General features: G+C 40.4%; 23 protein-coding genes. 4 read left to right on the forward strand and 19 right to left on the reverse strand.

Annotated features, from left to right (window positions below; genetic code table 11):
• Window positions 1-77: 77 nt before the first annotated feature.
• From LS48_RS04180 to LS48_RS04190, 3 genes are read left to right on the forward strand one after another with little or no spacing between them, the layout of a single operon-like run.
• Window positions 78-1334, forward strand: a complete 1257-nt coding sequence (locus LS48_RS04180; protein WP_062620249.1) for an aspartate kinase — start codon at window positions 78-80, stop codon at window positions 1332-1334.
• Window positions 1335-1384: 50 nt separating this feature from the next.
• The gene (locus tag LS48_RS04185) at window positions 1385-3235 is read left to right on the forward strand and encodes a GNAT family N-acyltransferase (RefSeq protein ID WP_062620251.1); all 1851 of its coding nucleotides are present in this window, start codon (window positions 1385-1387) and stop codon (window positions 3233-3235) included.
• 22 nt (window positions 3236-3257) lie between these two features.
• Window positions 3258-4013: a DUF5995 family protein gene (locus tag LS48_RS04190; protein ID WP_062620254.1), complete on the forward strand. Its 756-nt coding sequence runs from the start codon at window positions 3258-3260 to the stop codon at window positions 4011-4013.
• Between the two features lie 50 nt (window positions 4014-4063).
• Here the strand turns inward: LS48_RS04190 and LS48_RS04195 are convergent, their stop codons facing one another.
• The 17 genes from LS48_RS04195 to porW form a co-directional block, all read right to left on the reverse strand.
• Window positions 4064-4492, reverse strand: a complete 429-nt coding sequence (locus tag LS48_RS04195; RefSeq protein WP_131807692.1) for a hypothetical protein — start codon at window positions 4490-4492, stop codon at window positions 4064-4066.
• 19 nt (window positions 4493-4511) lie between these two features.
• Window positions 4512-4928, reverse strand: coding sequence for a VOC family protein (locus tag LS48_RS04200; RefSeq protein WP_062620258.1), 417 nt, complete (start codon window positions 4926-4928; stop codon window positions 4512-4514).
• A 65-nt stretch (window positions 4929-4993) separates the two neighbouring features.
• Window positions 4994-5320 (reverse strand): TM2 domain-containing protein, encoded by a 327-nt coding sequence (locus LS48_RS04205; protein ID WP_062620260.1) that lies wholly within the window; start codon window positions 5318-5320, stop codon window positions 4994-4996.
• Window positions 5321-5365: 45 nt separating this feature from the next.
• Window positions 5366-5752 (reverse strand): VOC family protein, encoded by a 387-nt coding sequence (locus LS48_RS04210; RefSeq protein ID WP_062620262.1) that lies wholly within the window; start codon window positions 5750-5752, stop codon window positions 5366-5368.
• 5 nt (window positions 5753-5757) lie between these two features.
• Window positions 5758-6699, reverse strand: coding sequence for a 2-hydroxyacid dehydrogenase (locus LS48_RS04215; protein ID WP_062620265.1), 942 nt, complete (start codon window positions 6697-6699; stop codon window positions 5758-5760).
• A 58-nt stretch (window positions 6700-6757) separates the two neighbouring features.
• The gene (locus tag LS48_RS04220; protein ID WP_062620267.1) at window positions 6758-7123 is read right to left on the reverse strand and encodes a cupin domain-containing protein; all 366 of its coding nucleotides are present in this window, start codon (window positions 7121-7123) and stop codon (window positions 6758-6760) included.
• Window positions 7124-7125: 2 nt separating this feature from the next.
• Window positions 7126-7650: a hypothetical protein gene (locus tag LS48_RS04225; RefSeq protein WP_131807693.1), complete on the reverse strand. Its 525-nt coding sequence runs from the start codon at window positions 7648-7650 to the stop codon at window positions 7126-7128.
• Between the two features lie 79 nt (window positions 7651-7729).
• Window positions 7730-8605 (reverse strand): ATP synthase F1 subunit gamma, encoded by an 876-nt coding sequence (gene atpG, locus LS48_RS04230; RefSeq protein ID WP_062620272.1) that lies wholly within the window; start codon window positions 8603-8605, stop codon window positions 7730-7732.
• 80 nt (window positions 8606-8685) lie between these two features.
• Complete coding sequence (gene atpA / locus LS48_RS04235; protein ID WP_062620275.1) at window positions 8686-10266, reverse strand: F0F1 ATP synthase subunit alpha; 1581 nt, start codon at window positions 10264-10266, stop codon at window positions 8686-8688.
• Window positions 10267-10321: 55 nt separating this feature from the next.
• Window positions 10322-10858, reverse strand: a complete 537-nt coding sequence (atpH, locus tag LS48_RS04240) for an ATP synthase F1 subunit delta (RefSeq protein ID WP_062620277.1) — start codon at window positions 10856-10858, stop codon at window positions 10322-10324.
• 7 nt (window positions 10859-10865) lie between these two features.
• Window positions 10866-11357, reverse strand: coding sequence for a F0F1 ATP synthase subunit B (locus LS48_RS04245; protein WP_045080440.1), 492 nt, complete (start codon window positions 11355-11357; stop codon window positions 10866-10868).
• An 81-nt stretch (window positions 11358-11438) separates the two neighbouring features.
• Window positions 11439-11642 carry an ATP synthase F0 subunit C gene (gene atpE, locus LS48_RS04250; protein WP_045080439.1) on the reverse strand — a complete coding sequence of 68 codons (204 nt, stop codon included), beginning with the start codon at window positions 11640-11642 and terminating at the stop codon, window positions 11439-11441.
• A 32-nt stretch (window positions 11643-11674) separates the two neighbouring features.
• Window positions 11675-12766 carry a F0F1 ATP synthase subunit A gene (gene atpB, locus LS48_RS04255; protein ID WP_045080438.1) on the reverse strand — a complete coding sequence of 364 codons (1092 nt, stop codon included), beginning with the start codon at window positions 12764-12766 and terminating at the stop codon, window positions 11675-11677.
• A 116-nt stretch (window positions 12767-12882) separates the two neighbouring features.
• Window positions 12883-13287, reverse strand: a complete 405-nt coding sequence (locus tag LS48_RS04260; RefSeq protein ID WP_062620279.1) for a DUF6168 family protein — start codon at window positions 13285-13287, stop codon at window positions 12883-12885.
• Entirely contained in the window at window positions 13284-13505 is a 222-nt protein-coding gene (locus LS48_RS04265; protein WP_062620280.1) for an AtpZ/AtpI family protein, read from the reverse strand. The genes LS48_RS04260 and LS48_RS04265 overlap by 4 nt, the downstream gene beginning before the upstream one ends.
• A gap of 25 nt (window positions 13506-13530) precedes the next feature.
• Window positions 13531-13992 carry a bactofilin family protein gene (locus LS48_RS04270; RefSeq protein WP_062620282.1) on the reverse strand — a complete coding sequence of 154 codons (462 nt, stop codon included), beginning with the start codon at window positions 13990-13992 and terminating at the stop codon, window positions 13531-13533.
• A gap of 51 nt (window positions 13993-14043) precedes the next feature.
• The gene (porW, locus tag LS48_RS04275; RefSeq protein ID WP_062620284.1) at window positions 14044-16593 is read right to left on the reverse strand and encodes a type IX secretion system periplasmic lipoprotein PorW/SprE; all 2550 of its coding nucleotides are present in this window, start codon (window positions 16591-16593) and stop codon (window positions 14044-14046) included.
• Between the two features lie 192 nt (window positions 16594-16785).
• Between porW and LS48_RS04280 the strand changes: the two genes are divergently transcribed.
• Window positions 16786-17826, forward strand: a complete 1041-nt coding sequence (locus tag LS48_RS04280; RefSeq protein WP_062620287.1) for a ferredoxin--NADP reductase — start codon at window positions 16786-16788, stop codon at window positions 17824-17826.
• 469 nt (window positions 17827-18295) lie between these two features.
• On the opposite strand, the gene LS48_RS04290 is transcribed toward LS48_RS04280, so the two are convergent.
• Window positions 18296-19327: a glycosyltransferase family 9 protein gene (locus LS48_RS04290; RefSeq protein ID WP_062620291.1), complete on the reverse strand. Its 1032-nt coding sequence runs from the start codon at window positions 19325-19327 to the stop codon at window positions 18296-18298.
• A gap of 53 nt (window positions 19328-19380) precedes the next feature.
• Window positions 19381-19989: a DUF4254 domain-containing protein gene (locus LS48_RS04295; protein WP_062620293.1), complete on the reverse strand. Its 609-nt coding sequence runs from the start codon at window positions 19987-19989 to the stop codon at window positions 19381-19383.
• Window positions 19990-20023: the final 34 nt, after the last annotated feature.

The raw sequence follows: 20023 nt of genomic DNA on the forward strand, positions 1-20023 counted from the left end.
TTGACCACGAATACACGAATAAATTTTTATAATAACATTCGTGTATTCGTGGTAAGCTTTTTATTTATGAAATGCCTATGAAAATATTCAAATTTGGCGGAGCGTCCACAAAAGATGCCGAAAGCGTTAAAAATGTAGTTTCCGTTATTGCGCAAACGGGGGAAAAAGATCTGGTAATAATTATTTCCGCGATGGGAAAAACCACCAATGCCTTGGAAGAGGTGGTCCAGGCATACTTTTCTGAAACGGGCGACGTAAAAAACGCCTTGCATTCCGTATATGATTTTCACTATAAAATTCTCACGGGTCTATTTTCGGCTACCTCGCATCCTGCCTTTGCTGAATTGGACAAGACCTTTAAAGAACTGAAGCGTTTTTTGGAAACCAATAAATCCAAAAACCATGCTTTTGTTTATGACCAAGTTGTTTCCTTCGGCGAAATTATTTCTTCAAAAATAGTTTCAGCATATTTTTCCGAAAACGGAATCAAAAATACCTGGCTGGATGTGCGACAGTGCATAAAGACCGATGCCAACTATCGCGATGCAAACGTGGCTTGGGAAAAGACGCAAAAGAAAATTTCAGATAAAGTCAGCCCCAAAGGAATAACCGTAACCCAAGGTTTTTTGGGCGCCGAGGACAGCAATAATTTTACCACCACGCTCGGTCGCGAAGGCAGTGATTACACGGCGGCAATTTTTGCATACTGCCTAAATGCCGAAAATGTTACCATTTGGAAAGACGTTCCCGGGGTATTGAATGCCGATCCGCGCTATTTTACCCAAACCCAATTGTTGAACCACATAAGCTACCGCGAGGCGATTGAACTTGCATTTTACGGTGCTTCGGTAATACACCCAAAAACGCTGCAGCCATTGCAGCGCAAGGAAATTCCACTTTTTGTGAAATCATTTTTAAACCCAACCGCTCCCGGAACCTGCGTGGGCAAGGGCGTTACGCTCGATCCGCAGACTTCGTGTTTTATTTTGAAAAAGGGTTTGGTGCTCATTTCACTGTCGTCATTGGACTTTTCATTTATGATGGAAGACAATATTGGCGACGTTTTTAAATGGCTTCATAAGTATAAAATGAAAGTTGAAATGATCCAAAACTCAGCCATCAGTTTTTCGGTGTGTGTGAACGACAAATTCAACAATTTGGAGGAATTGCTAGCAAAGCTTCGCGAAAAGTTCAGCGTAAAATGGAACGAAAACGTGACGCTTTACACCATCCGCCATTTTAACCCTGCTGAGGTAAAGACACTTGCAGAAAATAAAAACGTGCTTTTAAAGCAGGAAAGTAAGGAGACGGTGCAGTTGGTTATTAAGGAATAGTATCGTTTGCATTCGTTATATTTGTTGAACACAAACAACCAAAATATTTCATGGGATTAGTCAATGCTAAGGAAGTTGCAAAAGCAATAAACGTCGATAAATTTGGCTTTCTGGGCACTTTTATGGGCTGGTCATTGATGAAGGTTTTAAACATTACCACCCTCAACAAAATTTACGACAAAAAAAAGCATTTAAAAGATCTCGATTTTATCAATGCACTTATTGAGGAGTTTGAAATCAAGTTTGAAATTCCGGAGGAAGACCTGCGAAGAATACCAAAAACAGGAGCTTTTATAACTATTTCAAACCACCCATTGGGCGGAATTGACGGAATTCTTCTTTTAAAATTACTGCTGGAGCATCGTCCCGATTTCAAAATTGTTGCCAATTTTCTCTTGCATCGTATTGAACCACTGAAACCCTATGTAATGCCCGTAAATCCTTTTGAGGAGAGAAAGGATGTAAAATCGAGTATTATCGGTTTTAAATCTGCGCTGAAACATTTGCAGGAAGGCCACCCCTTGGGAATTTTCCCCGCAGGGGAAGTTTCAACGTACAGAGACGGAAAATTATTGGTTGACAAGCCTTGGGAAGAAGCCGCGATGAAATTGGTAAAAAAAGCCGAAATACCCGTGGTGCCTATCTATTTTCACGCTAAGAACAGCAAGCTTTTCTATCATTTGGCCAAAATGAGCGACACCCTGCGCACTGCCAAATTGCCTTCGGAACTGCTCACGCAGAAAGAGCGCCTGATAAAAGTTAGGATTGGGAACGCTATTTCTATGGAAGACCAAAAAGAACACGAGGCACTGCCTGTGTTTACCGAATTTCTTCGGAAGAAGACATATATGCTTTCCAATGCATTTCAAAAGAAAAAGTTATTGGACAACATTCCGAAGACCTTGAAATTCCCGAAACCGCCGAAGAAAATTGCCGGACCCATTCCGCTAAAAGCGATGGAAGCAGAAATAGAAAAGCTTCGGCAGGACGACAAACGTCTCCTTATCAGCAAAAATTATGAGGTTTTTTTGGCGCGTGCCAATACCATTCCCTATATACTTCAAGAAATAGGAAGGCTACGTGAAATCACCTTCCGCGAAGTTGGCGAGGGTACTAATAACAGCACCGATCTCGATAAGTTTGACAGCTACTACCACCATATGTTTTTGTGGGACAACGATGCCCAGAAAATGGCCGGAGCTTACCGGATGGGGCTCGGTTCGGAGATTTTTCCGCGCTTTGGGATCAATGGTTTTTATCTGCAGGATCTGTTTCGTTTCGAGCCCGAACTGTATGAAATGATGAGCAAATCCATCGAGATGGGCCGTGCTTTCATCATAAAGGAATACCAACAGCGACCCATGCCGCTTTTTCTTCTTTGGAAAGGAATTGTCCACACTACCCTGCGCTATCCCGAACACCGTTATTTAATTGGCGGTGTGAGCATCAGCAACAAGTTTTCGGAATTCTCAAAAAGTTTGATGATAGAGTTTATGAAATCGAATTATTACGATCCGTATGTGGCGCAATACATCAACCCAAAGAAGGAATACAAGGTAAAACTGAAAGATGCTGACAAGGATTTCATATTTGACGAAAGCGAGGCCGACCTCAATAAATTCGATAAAATAATTGACGAAGTGGAGCCGGGAAGCCTCAGGTTGCCGGTACTTATCAAAAAATATATCAAACAGAATGCAAAGGTTGTGGCCTTTAACGTAGATCCCCTTTTCAACAATGCGGTGGACGGTTTGATGTACATCCGAATAGCAGACTTGCCCGAAAGTACGGTAAAGCCTGTGATGGAGGAATTTCAGGCAGAGCTTGAAAAGAAATATTCAGATAAAAATGGCGATGGTGCCGATACGGAAACTTCAAACGAAAAAGTAAATCCTGATTAATCCATTATAAAATTTGTTCGATATGGCTGCAAAAACTATTGATGAGGTTATAGCGCGATTGGACAACATTATCGAATTGGAATGTGCCAATAGTTCCTGTATGGCCTATTTCCCCATACTTTACAGAAAAGTTACCGTTCGCATCAAAGAGGGGATTCTCAACAATGAATTCGAAAACAACCCGCGCATGGAAAAGCTGGACGTGCTCTTCGCGAACAGATATATTGAGGCTTACGAATGTTTAGGCAATAATAAACCTTTTACTAAAAGTTGGAAAAAAGCCTTTGAAGCTGCAAAAAAGGGAAATTTGTTGATTATGCAGCATCTGCTGTTGGGCATCAATGCGCATATCAATCTGGATTTGGGAATTGCCGTTGCAGAAACCGTGGGCGATGATGGCGAGTTGATGGATTTTGAGAACGATTTCAATAAAATAAATGCTATTCTCGGTTCAATGATCGCAGATGTGGAAGCCAAGATTATTTCGGTATCGCCCTTGTTCGGTTTGTTGGATAGGTTTGGAAAAGGTCGTGAGGACAAGCTGGTTAGTTTCAGTATAAATGTAGCACGGGACGGCGCATGGCTTTTCGCCAACCAGTATCATTTTTCGCACAACAAAAACGAAGAACTAAAAACCCGTGATACTATAATTGCAACGCTTGCCGACAAATTAATCCATCAAAAAAGCTGGGTTTTAAAATATTTGGTAAAAACCATTTATTTCTTTGAAAAGAAAGATGTGCCCCAAATTGTAGCAGTACTTAAGCAGGAGAATTAGCTGGCCGGGCTCCAAGGAAAATTCAAAATCTTCTACAATCACATGAACCCTTAATTAGAGTTACAATCAATTTTTGCAACCTCCGTATCTAATCCTGATTCGGGATTGTCTCCCGTTACAATTGCCTTATCGTCTTTAAGCACGATTGTTATTTGGGCTGTATCTTCCATACCTTCTTGCAGGTATCGGTACGTTGCGTTAATGGTTTTATTTTGAATTGTCCCCTCCAATGTTCCATTACGCTGGTCTTTTAATGCAGGCAGCCAATTGTAATTGCCCGTTACCGAATCGCCCTTTATTTGCAGGTCAAGGTTTAGCACGTCGATATTTTCGGCGCTGTCTGGGAAAGAATATTCATTTCTGAAGCATAACTCCTTGGTCGTAACTTCCACATTTTCTGAAGAAATTTCTTCATTTTTTGGATTTTTGCAACCTATACAAAGCAACATTGCGGCAATTACGGAAAGGGTGATTCTCATAGCTTTATTTTTTAAAATTTTACTTTTCTGAAAAAGCGTTATAGCTTCCAAAGCCCCAAATATTTCCTTCGGGATCTTTGCAGCTGTAACCGCGGCCGCCATAGTCTTCATCCTTAATGTCCATCACTATTTGGGCACCATTCGCTTTTGCTTTTTGATAATGTTCATCAACATTCTCGATTATAAAATAAGGCGTTTGGGTATTGTAGCCTTTAAGATTTTTGGGAAGGTTCAGCATTTTACCAAATGCGGTGTCGGGATTGAATGGATTTATCATTACCAAAGCCTTGCCCAATATTAGCTGTGCGTGAAATATTTTGCCTTTATCGTCTTTATAAACCCCATGCTCCTTAAATCCAAACGCTTTTTTCAAAAAAGAAACCGCAGCATCGGCATCGCTATAAATTAAATTGGGGATTGCGCCGTAGTTGCTCATTTATCTTTCCTTTAATGTGATACGACTAAAAGGCCTTTGAAAAAAATTCCAAAGGCCTATTTTTTTTAAAACCATCCTTTTTTACCTACCTGATAGGTTTGGTGAAATTCCTCATCACTTTTTGTGAGGTAAATAATTCCTTCTATTAAACCGATGATACTGCCTATTCCACAAGTAACAACCGTAATTATTATTTGAATAATGCCTTCCTGAGTGTATCCCAAAATAAATTTATGAATTCCAAATCCCCCTAAAACGATACCAAGTATCCCCGCCAAAACTTTCTTGTTTTCTTGATTGTATTGAGGTGAAGGTTGATTCCAGCTTTCGTTAGCGGTATTTCGTGATTGCTGTTGGGTACTGTCATACCCTTGGTTTTGTTGTTCTTCCATAATATTAATTAGTTGATTTTTAACGTGTTTTAAATGTATAAAAAATTATAGAAATGCACTATCAACAGGTTCCCAAAGTTCAATTTTATTTCCATCGGGATCAAGTATCCAGCCGAATTTTCCGTAATCATAGGTCTGCATTTCGCCCACAATTGTTACACCTTCTTCTTTTAAAACTTTCAGTAATTCTTCCAAGTTTTCCACCCGGTAGTTAACCATAAATTCTTTTTCGCTTGGCGAAAAGTAGTTGGTGTCTGCATTAAATGGGCTCCATTGCGTTGAGCATTTGTTGCCGTTTTCGTCCTGCCACCAAAAAGTACAGCCGTAATTATCGGTGTTCAGTCCCAAATGGTTTTTATACCATTCCTTAGTTTTATCGGGATTTTTGGTCTTAAAAAATATGCCGCCAATGCCCGTGACTCTTTTTCTCATTTATATTATTTTTTGAAATTATCAATTATTTTTTCCGCAATAACCGTTGCCAACTTTTCTTTGCTTTCCACCGTCCAGCCGGCAATGTGCGGACTTAAAATTACATTGTCCATCGCGAACAATTCTTTTAAGGAATTAGGAAGATTATCAGAATCGAAAAGCGTTTCAAAAGATAGTTTTTCAAATTCCAAAACATCCAATCCCGCGCCGAGGATTTTTCCAGCTTTTAATGCCGAAACCAAATCGGCCGTGACCACACTTTTACCGCGAGCGGTATTTATGAGCCAAAACGGTTTTGAAAACGAATTGATAAAACCTGAATTTATCATTTTGTCCGTCAACGGCGTCCACGGGGTGTGGAGGCTCAAAACATCTGCGTTCTGTTGAAGTTTCTGCAATGAAACCTGTTTTGCGTTTTCATCGCCCACATTTTCTTTTATGTCGAAACAGAGCACTTCGCAATCAAAGCCGCGAAGTTTTTTTGCGAACGCTTTGCCCATATTGCCGTAACCGATGATTCCAACGGTTTTTCCGTCCAGTTCTATCCCGCGGTTGGCTTCACGGTTCCAAAGGCCATTTTTAACTTCGCTGTCGGCTTTATTTAGGTTGTTGAATAGCGAAAGAAGCATCCCGAGCGCATGTTCGCCCACGGCGTTTCTATTGCCTTCGGGCGCGGCGATTAATTTAATCCCCAGTTTTTCGGCATATTCGGTATCGATGCTTTCCAGACCGGCGCCCACTCGGGCAATAAATTTCAGGTTTTTGGCTGCATCGAGAAATTGTTTGTCAATGTTGAAACGGCTTCGTATCACGATTCCTTCGTAATTGGAAATAATTTCCTCTACTTCAGGTTTTGAAGTTTTGTAGTTTTCATCATTTATAAATCCTGCTTCGGAAAGTTTTTCCAGCAGAAGCGGATGGTTTTTGTCTAAGTGAAGTATTTTCATATTTTTCTACCACGAATACACGAATTATTAGGGCTAATAATTCGTGTATTTGTGGTTTTTAGATTTTAGGATATTCGGAAAAGGTTTTTTCCGAAGTTACATTCCCAGTGTGTTTTGTGGAAAGTTTTTCAAAAAGAAGCACGTGTACCTCTTCGCCATTCTGCGTTTTTGGGCAATGTTCCACACCTTTTGGAACCACGATCAGTTCACCTTCGGAAACGATTTCAACTTTATCGCGGAAGTGCATTTCCAAAGTGCCCTTTTGCACAAAAAACAACTCATCTTCTTCTTCGTGCTTGTGCCATACAAATTCGTCCTTCAACTTCGCCAAAAGCACTTGCATATTGTCCACAACGGCTATTTGGTGCGGGTGCCAATGTTTTTTAAAGGTTGAAAACTTTTCTTCCAGATTGATAGTCTGCATAACTATTCATGTTGGTTTGGATTCGCCTGCGGATAGGGAATCATCTCCTTTTGTGTAAGATCGGAAATTTTGTAATAATTCTTTTTTCCGCCGAACCAATATTCCACCACAGCTTCACTATCCTCCAATTGAAAAGGATTTTTTTTGGACAGTGTATTTTGCGCTTCCTTCATCGGGTCAGAATCCATCACAACATCGCGTTGAGCCTCATTTTTAAGATAGCCTACAAATTGATTTGGTTCGTTTACATTGCCTTTTGCCTCTAGTTTATGGTTTCTAAAGTAGATATTTTGCACCACAACATCTTGCTGAATATTGCTGAAGTTAATATGTATATTGGTGCCTGAGCCGCCGTCCTTTACGCCTGCAACCCAATTTTGGTAGTATGCTTCGGAAATTTTAAAAGGAGGATTTTGTTCAAAAGACATTTTTGAATCGTCTGTTTTTGCCCCGCCACAATTGGAAAAGCTGAGTAAAAACAAAGACACAGTTAAAAGTGCTACTATTTTTTTTAAATTTTTCATCATTCATTAAAATTACAAATATTCCACAACAAAAAAGCCTTCCGCAAAACGAAAGGCTTTTTTTAATTGAAATTTTTATATGCTATCCAGCCAAAGCTTCAGCACCACCAACAATCTCAAGGATTTCATTGGTAATTGCAGCCTGACGTGCTTTGTTGTATTGTAGTTTCAACGCATCGCGAAGTTCAGTCGCATTGTCTGTTGCTTTGTGCATAGCCGTCATACGTGCGCCGTGCTCACTCGCAACACTGTCGCGAAGGGCTTTGAACAACTGGGTTTTCAAACTCTTTGGAATCAACGCCTCAACAATTTCTTCTTTTGAAGGTTCAAAAATGTAGAAAGTTTCACTTGTTTTTGCTTCCTGACCTTCAATTGGCTTTGGAGGCAAAATTGGCAAAAACTGTTCTGTCATTACAAGTTGCGTTGCAGCATTTTTGAAATGGTTATATACAACAATAATACGGTCGTATTTCCCTTCGGAAAAAAGAAGCATCAATTTTTCGGCGATTTCTGAAGTATTCTCAAAAGAAAGTTCGTCAAAAATAGCGTTGTTGTTTTCAATAACGGTCCCGGATTTTTTCAGAATATCATTTCCTTTTTTCCCAAGCGTCATAAAATCCACTTGCTTTCCTGCGTATGTATTGGCAGCTAAGTTACGTGCTTCTTTAATTATATTTGAGTTGAAAGCTCCTGCCAAACCACGGTTACTGGTAATGGCAACCACCAAGACTTTGTTCACTTCGCGCTGTTCTGAATATTTGCTGCCGGTATCGGCATCAAGCGTGGCACTTAGGTTTTGCAAAAGTTCGGTAAGTTTTTCAGAATAGGGGCGCATTGCCGTAATAGCATCCTGGGCCTTTTTCAACTTTGCGGCAGAAACCATTTTCATGGCACTGGTAATCTGCATCGTTGAGCTTACGGTTGATATTCTGTTTCTAATTTCCTTTAAGTTAGCCATGTTTTTATATTAAGCTACTCTGTGTTCTCTGTGTCTTTGTGGTAAAAAAAACCACAGAGGCACAGAGGGCACGGAGATTTTTACTTCTTATACTTTGCTGAAAGATCTGCTGCAACAGATGTCATTACATCTATTGCTTCATCTGTAAGTTTACCCGCTTTAAGATCGTTTAGCGTATCTCTGTGCTTTACGTTCAACATTTCTAGGTAATCTCTTTCAAATTCCTTTACTTTTTCAACAGGCACGTTACGCATCAGGTTTTTGGAACCTGCATAAATAACTGCAATTTGATCTTCTACCGTGTACGGATCGTTTTCAGATTGTTTCAAAATTTCTACGTTACGCTTTCCTTTTTCGATTACGTTCAAGGTTGCAGCATCAAGATCGGAACCGAATTTTGCGAAGGCTTCCAACTCACGGAAAGCCGCCTGATCCAGTTTCAAGGTACCTGCTACCTTTTTCATCGATTTAATCTGTGCGTTACCACCCACACGCGATACCGAAATACCTACGTTAATAGCTGGACGAACCCCAGCGTTGAACAAATCTCCATCAAGGAAAATCTGCCCGTCGGTAATCGAAATTACGTTTGTTGGGATGTATGCCGAAACGTCACCCGCCTGTGTTTCAATAATAGGAAGAGCGGTCAATGATCCACCACCTTTTACCAGGCCTTTCAATGAATCTGGAAGGTCGTTCATTTCCTTTGCAATATCATCATCGGCAATTACCTTAGCGGCACGCTCCAACAATCTTGAGTGAAGGAAGAAAACGTCTCCAGGGTATGCCTCACGTCCCGGTGGACGACGAAGCAAAAGCGACACTTCACGGTAAGCAACTGCTTGTTTTGAAAGGTCATCATAAATAATCAACGCTGGGCGACCAGTGTCGCGGAAATATTCACCAATTGCAGCACCTGCGAAAGGAGCATACACCTGCATTGGCGCAGGATCTGATGCGTTTGCGGCAACGATGGTCGTGTAGGCCAAAGCTCCCTTTTCTTCCAAAACCTGCGCGATATTCGCAACGGTTGAAGCTTTTTGCCCAATGGCTACATAGATACAATATACAGGCTTTCCTGCATCGTAAAATTCTTTTTGGTTTATAATGGTATCGATACAAACTGTAGATTTACCAGTTTGACGGTCACCAATTACAAGCTCACGCTGGCCACGGCCCACGGGAATCATTGCATCGATAGACTTAATACCAGTTTGAAGTGGCTCGGTTACCGGCTGACGATAAATAACCCCCGGCGCTTTACGCTCCAAAGGCATTTCGTAAGTTTCACCAGTGATAGGACCTTTACCGTCGATAGGCTGGCCCAAGGTGTTTACCACTCGACCTACAATACCTTCACCTACCTTAAGTGAAGCAATACGCTGGGTACGCTTTACGGTTGAACCTTCCTTAATTTCTTTTGAAGGTCCTAAAAGTACGATACCTACGTTGTCTTCCTCAAGGTTCAATACAATACCTTCAAGACCACTTTCAAAGGCAACCAATTCGCCGTACTGGGCGTTTGAGAGTCCGTATGCACGAACAATCCCGTCACCCACGGTCAAAACAGTTCCTACTTCATCTAGGGAAGCGTTTGCTTCAAAACCTGTAAGTTGTTGCTTTAATATTGCTGATACTTCAGCTGGTTTTACTTCTGCCATTTTTTTAGATATTAGATGTTAGATTTTAGACGTTAGACTAAACCTAATTTCCTTATTATATTGATTTACTGAATTCTCTTTTTAAATTTCCTAATTGGTTTGCGATACTCGCGTTATACTGAATATCGCCCATACGGAGAATAAAACCTCCGATGATATCAGAATCGATTTCACTTTTGAGTGTTACCTTATCACTGCCGGTTAATTCCTTCACCTTTGCCAATACTTTTGTTTCTATTTCTGGAGTAAGCGGTACGGCCGTAATTACTGTTGCGGCTTTTACTCCTTGCTGGTCATTATAAATATCCACATAGCTTTTTGCCACACTGCCCAACAGGGAAGCGCGCTTGTTTGCTATTAAAATATTGATTAGCGAATGCGTAGCCTCTGACTGCCCGTTGAAGATTTTCAAAAGCGCATCTTTTTTATCGTTGGCTTTAATTACGGGGCTTTGAAGAACGGCCTGCAATTCGCGGCTGTCTTCAATGGTTTTATAAACAGATTGCATATCGCCAAAAACAACGGCTTCTGTGTTGTTTTCGTTTGCTTTCTGCAAAATTGCTTTCGCGTATCGTATCGCTGCTCTGCTCATTGAATAATTAGTTTAATTTGGCTTCACCCAACATTTCATTTACAAGCTTCATTTGCTTATCGCTGTCAGAAAGTTCGTGCTTCACAACTTTTTCTGCTATTTCCAAAGAAAGGCTCGCTACCTGTTGTTTCAACTCGGCAATGGCGGCTTTCTTTTCGCTTTCGATAGCGGCTTGTGCCTGGGCTACCATTTTGTCTGCTTCCAGCTTGGCATCTTCTTTGGCATCAGCAATCATCTTTGCTTTCAGCTCGCGGGCTTCCTTCATCATTGCCTCGCGTTCTGCGCGGGCCTCCTGAAGCAGTTTTTCATTGTCTGCGTGCATGTTCTGCATTTCAAGCTTGGCCTTTTCGGCGGCTTCCAATGCATCGTTTATAGATGTTTCACGAGATCTTACGGCGCCCAAAATTGGTTTCCACGCAAATTTTCGCAAAAGAAACAAAAGCAATAAAAATATGATGGTGGTCCAAAATATTAAACTCTCTGGTGCTACTATATTCATTTGATGATATTTTTTTTAAAAACTTCTTTGTTTAAAACAACATTTCGTGGCCAACCGCCACGAAATGTTGTATTTTAAAAATTAGGCAATCAATGCCACAACCACTGCGAAAAGTGCAACACCCTCTACAAGGGCCGCTGCAATAATCATTGCGGTTTGAATCTTTGCTGTAGCTTCTGGCTGTCTTGCGATAGCGTCCATTGCTGAACCACCGATTTTACCAATACCAATTCCGGCACCGATTACGGCCAGTCCTGCTCCTACTGCTGCTAATGTTCCTGTCATAATTGAAACGTTTTAAAATAATTAAACAATAATTAATGATGCTCCTCTACTGCCTGACCAATAAACAGGGCCGCAAGCAAGGTAAATACATAGGCTTGTAGTGCGGCAACCAAAAGTTCCAGCACGCTCATGAAAAGTACGAATGCTATTGACACCGGCGAAATGGCGGCAGTTTCGAAAATAAAAATCAAGCCCACAAGGCTCAAAATTATAATATGCCCAGCGGTAATGTTCGCAAATAAACGAACCATAAGTGCAAAGGGTTTTGTAAACATCCCAATAATTTCAATCGGGATCATAATAGGGTATAATGCTTTTGGCACATTTGGCGCAAGAATGTGTTTCCAGTAGTATTTGTTTCCACTGAAAATGGTAACTATGAAAACAATAACCGCCATCACCAATGTGAAAATAATATTTCCTGTCACGTTTCCGCTAAACGGGAAAAATGGAATAAGGCCGATAAGGTTATTCAACCAAATAAAGAAAAAGATGGTCAATAACAGCGGCATGTATTTTTGATATTTGTGAGTACCGATATTAGGCACTGCAATCTCGTCACGAACAAAAAGAATAACGGGTTCCAAAAGTCCAGAAATACCTTTGGGCGCTTTTTTGTTTTTCTTATAAGACCGTGCGGCAAAACCGAATATAAGAATCAAAAGAAGGGACACCAAGATCATAGAAAACACCGTTTTTGTAATGGAGAAATCCAAAGGTCTGTCCTCATACAGAAAAGGTCGCCCCATAGTACTGGCCGACTCAAATTTCTCCTTATCAAAACGATCGGCATAAAAAATATGCTCTCTATACTTAACAAACTCTTGTCCGTTGGCCTCTACCACGGTAGTTCCGCTATTGTCGTGATGAAATTCTGAGGAGGGAAAAATAGTAAGGCCATTTTCTGTCCAAAGGATTACTGGGAGTGCCAAGGTTATGGGGTGTCCGGACCAGTCTGCAATATGAAATTCGTGCGAATCCCATACGTGACTATTAATTAATTCCTTCGGGTCAAATTTTCCGTCGCCATCATTTTGGTTTGGGTCCGAGGCGGTACCTTTTAGGGGCATCAATAAAAAGAACATTAATGCTAAGCTACCGATAAGTGTTTGAGTAAGCCTCATATGTTAATAACTATAAAATATTGTGCTCGTTAAAATTTGTGCAAAAGTACAACTTTTAACCATAAAAAAAAGGGGAGATGTAAATGTTTTATTTTTCTGAAAATTATTGTGTGTCTTTAAGCTGCAGATTGCTTCAAAAGCCTTAAGGTGAGCACGATCTCCAAAAAGAGGTAGATAAAATATGGAATGAAAAAAGAAATGAAATCGGGTATTTTTGAAACATTTTCCATTTTGATGAGTGGAATTAAAAACACCACAGCGGCAACCATCTTCAGCAAAACAAACCCGAGAAAAGCGTAGCCCACATAATTTGGAGCTTTTTTGCTTATTAGAAAGAGTACGGAAAGAATACTAAGCGCCACTATAAAATGGAAGAGGTATATTTTCCAGACGGCATAATAAAAAACAAAATTTTCCGAAAGGCTCTCAACCGCCAGTTTATGCACAAAAAAAAGCGGAAGGGTAATAAGAATTAATCGCGCGGGAATTTTATAAAATCTATCCAATTTCAAAACTTTCAATCATTTTTGTTCATATTCTGAAGTTGTTTGATAACGGCGTAAAGCGCAATAAAAACACCGAGAAGCGAAAATATGATAGTATAGGCGGAGTATTTATTTGGAAAACTTTCGTCCAATTTTCGGCCAGCATATACCCCAATACCAATGGTTACGCCCATCTGTATTGCAATGCCGGAAAAGACGGCCCATTTACGAAGGTTGTTCTTGTTATCCGACATTTACAATAAATATTTAGACCGGGTTTTAAGATTCTACTGCATTCCCGACCTTCGACTTTCGGTCATAGGAAGGAGTTTTGGAAGCATCAACGCTGGAATTGAGTTCCGTTTTCGTATTCTTCGGAAGGCCATCCTGCATTACACAAGAAGCATTCATGGTAGCTCCAGGTTCCACGGCCAGTTTGCCAACGGTTACATCGCCCTCAATTACCGCAGTGGACCTCAAAGAGAGCGTTCCCGAAACTTGAAGATTGCCCTCAAACCTGCCTTCGATATCGGCATTTTCACAGGTAAGGTTACCTATAATGACGCCTGATTTGCCCAAAACTACTTTTGATGGGGTTTTTACGGTACCTTCCACCGTGCCGTCAATTCTGAAAAATCCAGTGGAAGATACATCGCCTTTAAGTTTTGTACCTTCATTAATTCTATTCTGGGCAGAGCCGGGTTCGGCAGCAATGCGCTTTTCTTTTTTGTCTGAAAACATAGCAGTGGGTTTAAAAGGTTACTATTCTGTCGTTCGGTTTGTTAGTAGCGTTTATTCGGTTACATCCTGCTGTAAATAATCGTCCAGGTTTTTATGGATTTGAATGATTTTATAATTTGGAGATGAAATTTCAAAGAATGGATGTTTGATTTTATATTCTTTCTTTTCTTTTAGCACATCACCAAAACCACGAGCGCCCATTTTTGTGTTTAGCCCGTGAACAATCACAAATCTGGTTTGGGGGTCGTAGTAATCCATAGAAGTTGTCATGTTTGTATAACGGAGATCTTCTATTGCTTTATCAAGTTTTCCCTTTAACTGTTGTGCTCCTTCGGCATCATCTTTATTGAACTTGTAAACTAATTTCCAGTTATCGGTTTCTTCTTCCGGTACAAAATCCTTAACGGCCAGGAGAGGCAAGGTGTTGCTGTAAATTTGTTGTGCTTGTTTTCCTTCTTCGGTACTTGGATAGTTAAGGGAAACAAAATTCAATGCCTTTTTATAGGCTTCAAAACCTTGTTGACGACCGATGGCGGTTGCTTTTAGTAATTCAAATTTTGGAACAATTTCATTGCCGTTATATATCATCATATATTCATCTGCTTTTTGGATAACTTCGGCATATTTTGCTGCTTCAAACTCCTTATACAATTGCTTGTACTTGTACTCAGGGCTGGATTCGTCTGTGGGCAATTGTGAATTTGGGTTGCGGAGAATTTCGGCATAACGCGTGTCGGCATGGTTTGTCAACACGTCATTTCGGTATTTGTCTGCTGATGAAGGGTTCTCCAAAATTTCGTAAATCTTTACCAAATTGTATTTTGCGGGCACTACCAATCGCTCTTCGGGATTGTAGGTAAGCAGTTTTTCGAGTCTATTGGCCGCAAGATTGTATTCTTTGAACTTTTCCTTATAAATCAATCCTAATTGATAATACGCAAAGTTTCTATCCTTTGCCAAACTGTCAATTACCTTTTGTTCAGTAGGGATTTTCGCAATATAGGTCTGTGGTTTGTACAGTTCGTTTTCTGCAATTGGCGTAATGTTGGCTATCTCATCATCCTTGTCAATCAAAGAGGTTCTTTTACTTGAAAGTCTCCAATTGTCCTCTAGCTTTCTGTCTCCCCATACTTTTCTGAATTCTCCTTTACCATAAGCAACGGTTGAGGTGTTATAAAAGTAGAAGGTGCTTCCTTTGTTAGGACCCGCGGCAGTTTTTCCTTTTTCGTAAAACTCCTTATTTGCTATTTTTTGTTCAACTTTAACCGCTTCCAAAGAATCTTTTACGGCCTGCTCTTTTAGTTTTGTTGTATAATCTGTAAAATAAGCAAGCTGTTCTGCCTCGCTCATTTTAGTTAATTTCAGGATACTGTCGTTTGTTGTTGCTATGTCTTCATATTTGATAACATCGTCCAGGTTTTCGCGTTTTTTGGTAATGCGTCTCCACTGGCGACTTTTAGCCTCAAGAAAAGTAAGCGTACTATCATAATAGGCTCCTGCAGTTTTATATTTTGCATTGTCAAAGTTTATTTCTGCAAGGGTTTGATAATTTACTGACTGAAGAATTCTATCCTGTTTAAAAGCTTTGATAGATTTGTTATAATATTTTACTGCAGTTTCTATACTGTCGCTGTTGCGGTAATAATCGCCAAACTGGTTGTAGATTTTATCTAAAAACGGGCGGTTTTCACGATTTTTTTCAAGGTCTTGCAACAGTTCTAAAAATGCTAATCGGTCTCCTTTTTCATAGTCAAAGTTCTTTCCTTTTTCTAAATAGGCATTGATCAAATAAGCCCTCGAAGTTTTGCGGTTCATATCAATTACCTCATCAAAAGCAATGTTTGCGCTGTCCTTTTCTCCTAAGCGGTTGTAAATTTGACCCTTTATAAAAGTATATCTTCCTTTTAGTTCTTTATCCTTTACATTTTCAGTAGCAATTTTAATGTATTCCAACGCTGGCTGCAACGAATCAAGATTGATAAAAGCCTGCGCCATCATGGCGGCGCCATCTGCGATTTCCTCTTCTTCCAATTCTGCTTGGTCAAACATTTTTTGGAGATTCTCTATAGCAAATTCCTCATTTTTTAGGCGAATGTTGGTTTTAGCTTTCCAGACCTTTGCAACATTTATATTGTTACTGGTGGGGTAGCGATCCAAAATAAAATTGAAGGCATCCAGTGCCGGAATAAAACGGCCGTCGTAGTAACGTGCTTTCCCCAACAACATGTAGGCCTCGTCTATCTGTGGATTGTATTCCTTGCCATCAATGTACATGGAGTGTTTTTGGATGGCCTTTGCCGCCTTTTCCTCGGCGCGGTTAAAGCCTCCTGCGCCTTCACCTTTGGCTGCTCCAGGAGCTTTGGTTTCAGCCTCTTTGATTTCAATACGTTCTACGGGTAATATTTCCCAAAAATTATCGCGAAATCCATAGGCAAGTTGTTCTTTGGCATCCGTAAAAGCCATTTCGCCATTGTATAGCGTATTGTATTCAGTAGTAACCGCGTGAACGTTGCGGTTTAGGAATGTATTTTTTTTGCGTGAACACGCTGCGAAAAATAAAACAGCGAGAAAAAATAGCGTAATTTTATATGTGCCCTTCAAAACGGTTTCGATTTATATAATATTCAAACTTAAAAGGTTCTATTTTAGTATGTAGAATCACTAAAGAGCGGTAAAAATACATTTCTTTTTAATATCTGCTTACCCAAACGCCGAAAAAATGCTTCATATTAAGGGCGCTGAAGCTTTGTTTCCTTGATTTCCTTTGTACTTTTGCAGAAAAATTTCACAATTATGGGCGAATTTCATGCGCTTACCGTTTCCGAAGTAAAAAAAGAGACTCCAAATTCAGTTTCTATCAGCTTTCAAGTTCCCGATAATCTAAAAAATACCTTTGCATTTAAGGCTGGGCAATATATTACCATAAAACATCAAAAAGACGGCAAGGAGCTGCGCCGGGCGTATTCCATTTGTAGCTCACCCAAAAGCGGCCTGTTGAAGGTTGCCGTGAAAAAAGTGGAAAAAGGCGCCTTCTCAGAATATGCAAACAAAGACCTGAAAGCGGGCGATACGCTGCAAGTGATGCCGCCCACGGGAAAATTTATTTTGGAGCCAAACCTTAAAAATTACGTGGCCTTTGCCGCAGGAAGCGGGATAACCCCCGTGATTTCGTTGATAAAAAGCACTTTGGAAGAAATGCCACAAAGTTCTTTTTTACTTATTTACGGCAATCAGAATAAAAAGGAAACCATGTTTTATGACGAAATTGTTCAGTTGCAGGATAAATTTCCGGAGCGGTTTGATGTTGAATTTGTCTATAGTCGAGAAAAGTGGGACGATGCGCAATTTGGAAGAATAGGTCGCTCCCTGGTTAATTTTTACCTGAAAAATAAGTACGGGCAGATAACTTTTGAAGCCTTTTATTTGTGCGGTCCCGAACAGATGATTGACGAAGTTTCCGCAACTTTGAAGCACAACGGAATCAATTCAAAACAAATACATCACGAGCTTTTCTCTACTGCCGAAAAAGGGCTTTTGGTTGAAAAACACGACGGCAATACCAGCATTACGGTAATTCTAGATGACGAAGAGGAAGTTTTTGAAATGCCGCAAACAAAATCCATTCTCGAAGCTGCTTTGGATGAAGGTTTAGACCCTCCGTATTCCTGTCAAGGCGGAATTTGCAGTACCTGCATCGCCCGCCTAAAAGAAGGAAAGGCCGAAATGCGCAAAAACCAAATCCTCACCGAAGCCGAGATTGCGGATGGTTTGATACTTACTTGCCAAGCGCATCCTACAACTGCGAAAGTTGTTGTGGATTATGATGATGTGTAAAGGTTGAAATTCCAAATTTTTGAAATTCCAAATTCCAAAAAAATTTGGGCAGGGTTCCTGTGTCGTTTAATAGCTAAGCTGATATTTCATTCAAACCTTCTTCTTCTATAGGTTCTAAAATAGGTTTTTCAAATGGTTAATCCCTATATTTTGATTTTGAAAAGAACTCAAGGGAGAGGCGAACATATAATGGCACCTGAGAAAAGGCATTTTACGAAGAATCTTGGGAGTATATATAAGTTATCTATGGGGTTGGGTCGGCATAGAGTCGACATACAGTCAGCATACAGTCGGCATATAGTTATAATGGTGTGGCTAATATTCCAAAATATCTTCTTGTTCTTTTTTTGGCGGGTAGCCACAGCAGTAAGGTAAAAGAAGAAGTTGGTAGGGTTAAAGACTTGTAAATATAAATGATTTAGGAGCCGTTGTCAAGTTGAAGACCAAATTAGTTTAGTTAGTGTGGTAACTATATAACCTCTTCCACTTTCGATACCACTGTTTCAGGTGGTATCGTATTCATCACTAACTCATAATTGGGAGGATATTTAATGCCGTAAATGGATGTTGGAATTAATGGATATTTTTTTCTGTCAGCCATTAATTGATTGCTTTCCGGCTGATTAAAAGGGACAAATCCCGCATAAGGGTGCGTGACGCCCCAAAGCGTAACAACCGGCACCCCATACATAGCCGCCAAATGGCCGTTGCCGCTATCCATGGAAAGCATTAGATCCAGATTTGAAATCAGCGCGAGTTCTTCCTCAAAAGTGAGTTTTCCGGCCACATTGGTAACGTTGGCGAAAGGCTTTTCAAGTTGTTGAAGTTGCTTTATTTCCTTCTTTCCGCCACCAAAAAGAAATATACGGTATTTGTCGGTTTTATCCAATTCGCGGATTACTTCAGCCATTAAGCTTAAAGGATACATTTTGCTTTGATGGGCGGCAAAGGGAGCAATGCCGATGAGTTTTTTTGGTTCTACGCCAATCAGGCCATTGAGTTTTGGCGTCAACCGTTTTTGGGGCGGGACGGTAAATGTGTTTAAATCTAAAGGAAAACCGAGCTTTTCAAAAACATCTGCATAGCGTTGATGTGTAGTTTTTAATTGTGAAATATTTTCGCCTTTGGCAGCAATCAAGGCTTTCTTTTCCGCTCTGCCTTTATCAATAGTTGCGGTTTCAATTCCCTTAAACTTTAAATATTTCGTTATTATTTTGGAACGAATTACGTTGTGAAGGTCTGCTACGGCGTCAATTCCCAAATCCTTTGCTTGGTTTGCCAATTTAATCAATCCGAAGCGTTTGTGTTCGCCATATACATCAGCTTCCAAAAAATCGAGGTTGGGAATTTCTTCAAAAAAAGGTTTGAAAAATGGGCGGGAAAGCACCGTAATTTTTAGTTCGGGATAGGTTTGCGCCAAAACGCGAAGTACGGGAACGGTCATTGCCACATCTCCCATGGCGGAGAGGCGGATTACCAGTATGTGGGTGGGTTTTGGCATTTTATTTCTAAAAACCTAACAGGTTTTCAAAACCTGTTAGGTTTAAAATAATATTATTTCTTTCCGCGAAGCACCGGGTTTAGCTCGTCGTCGTTGTACATTTTCATCTGCTTATAGACTTTCATATACTTTCTGCCGTGGGCAATATCATCCAACAATTGATTGATGGCGGTGCTTAAATCCACGCGTTGCTCCAAAAGCACGTTCAATTTTGCTTTACAAGCCATTTGGTGCTCTTGGGAAGCATCGGTTCGGGTAGCCTCTTCGTTCATATGATAGATTTTCAGTGCCAAAATTGAAAGCCTGTCAATGCCCCACGCGGGACTTTCGGTGTTGATGGTCGCATCGTCCTTCACTTTTACGTCCTTGAATTTTTCAAGGAAATAGCTGTCAATGTATTCCACCATATCGGTGCGGTCCTGATTGGAAGCGTCTATTTGTCGCTTGAGTTTCAGTGCTGCAACGGGGTCAATATTCGGGTCGCGGATGATGTCTTCATAATGCCATTGCACCGTGTCTATCCAGCATTTGCGATACAGCAAATGTTCTAAAAGTTCTGAATCCTTGTCGTACGGATTGCTGAAGGCTTGGTCCACAGTGTTTATCTCGTGGTACTTATTTATAACTTCTGCGAAGATTTTGTTGGCTTTGTCTGAGAACATTATCTATTGTTTATTGTTATTTTTTATTTGTGTC

It is taken from the genome of Aequorivita aquimaris (genome assembly GCF_001573155.1).
In the GTDB taxonomy this organism is placed as follows: domain Bacteria; phylum Bacteroidota; class Bacteroidia; order Flavobacteriales; family Flavobacteriaceae; genus Aequorivita; species Aequorivita aquimaris.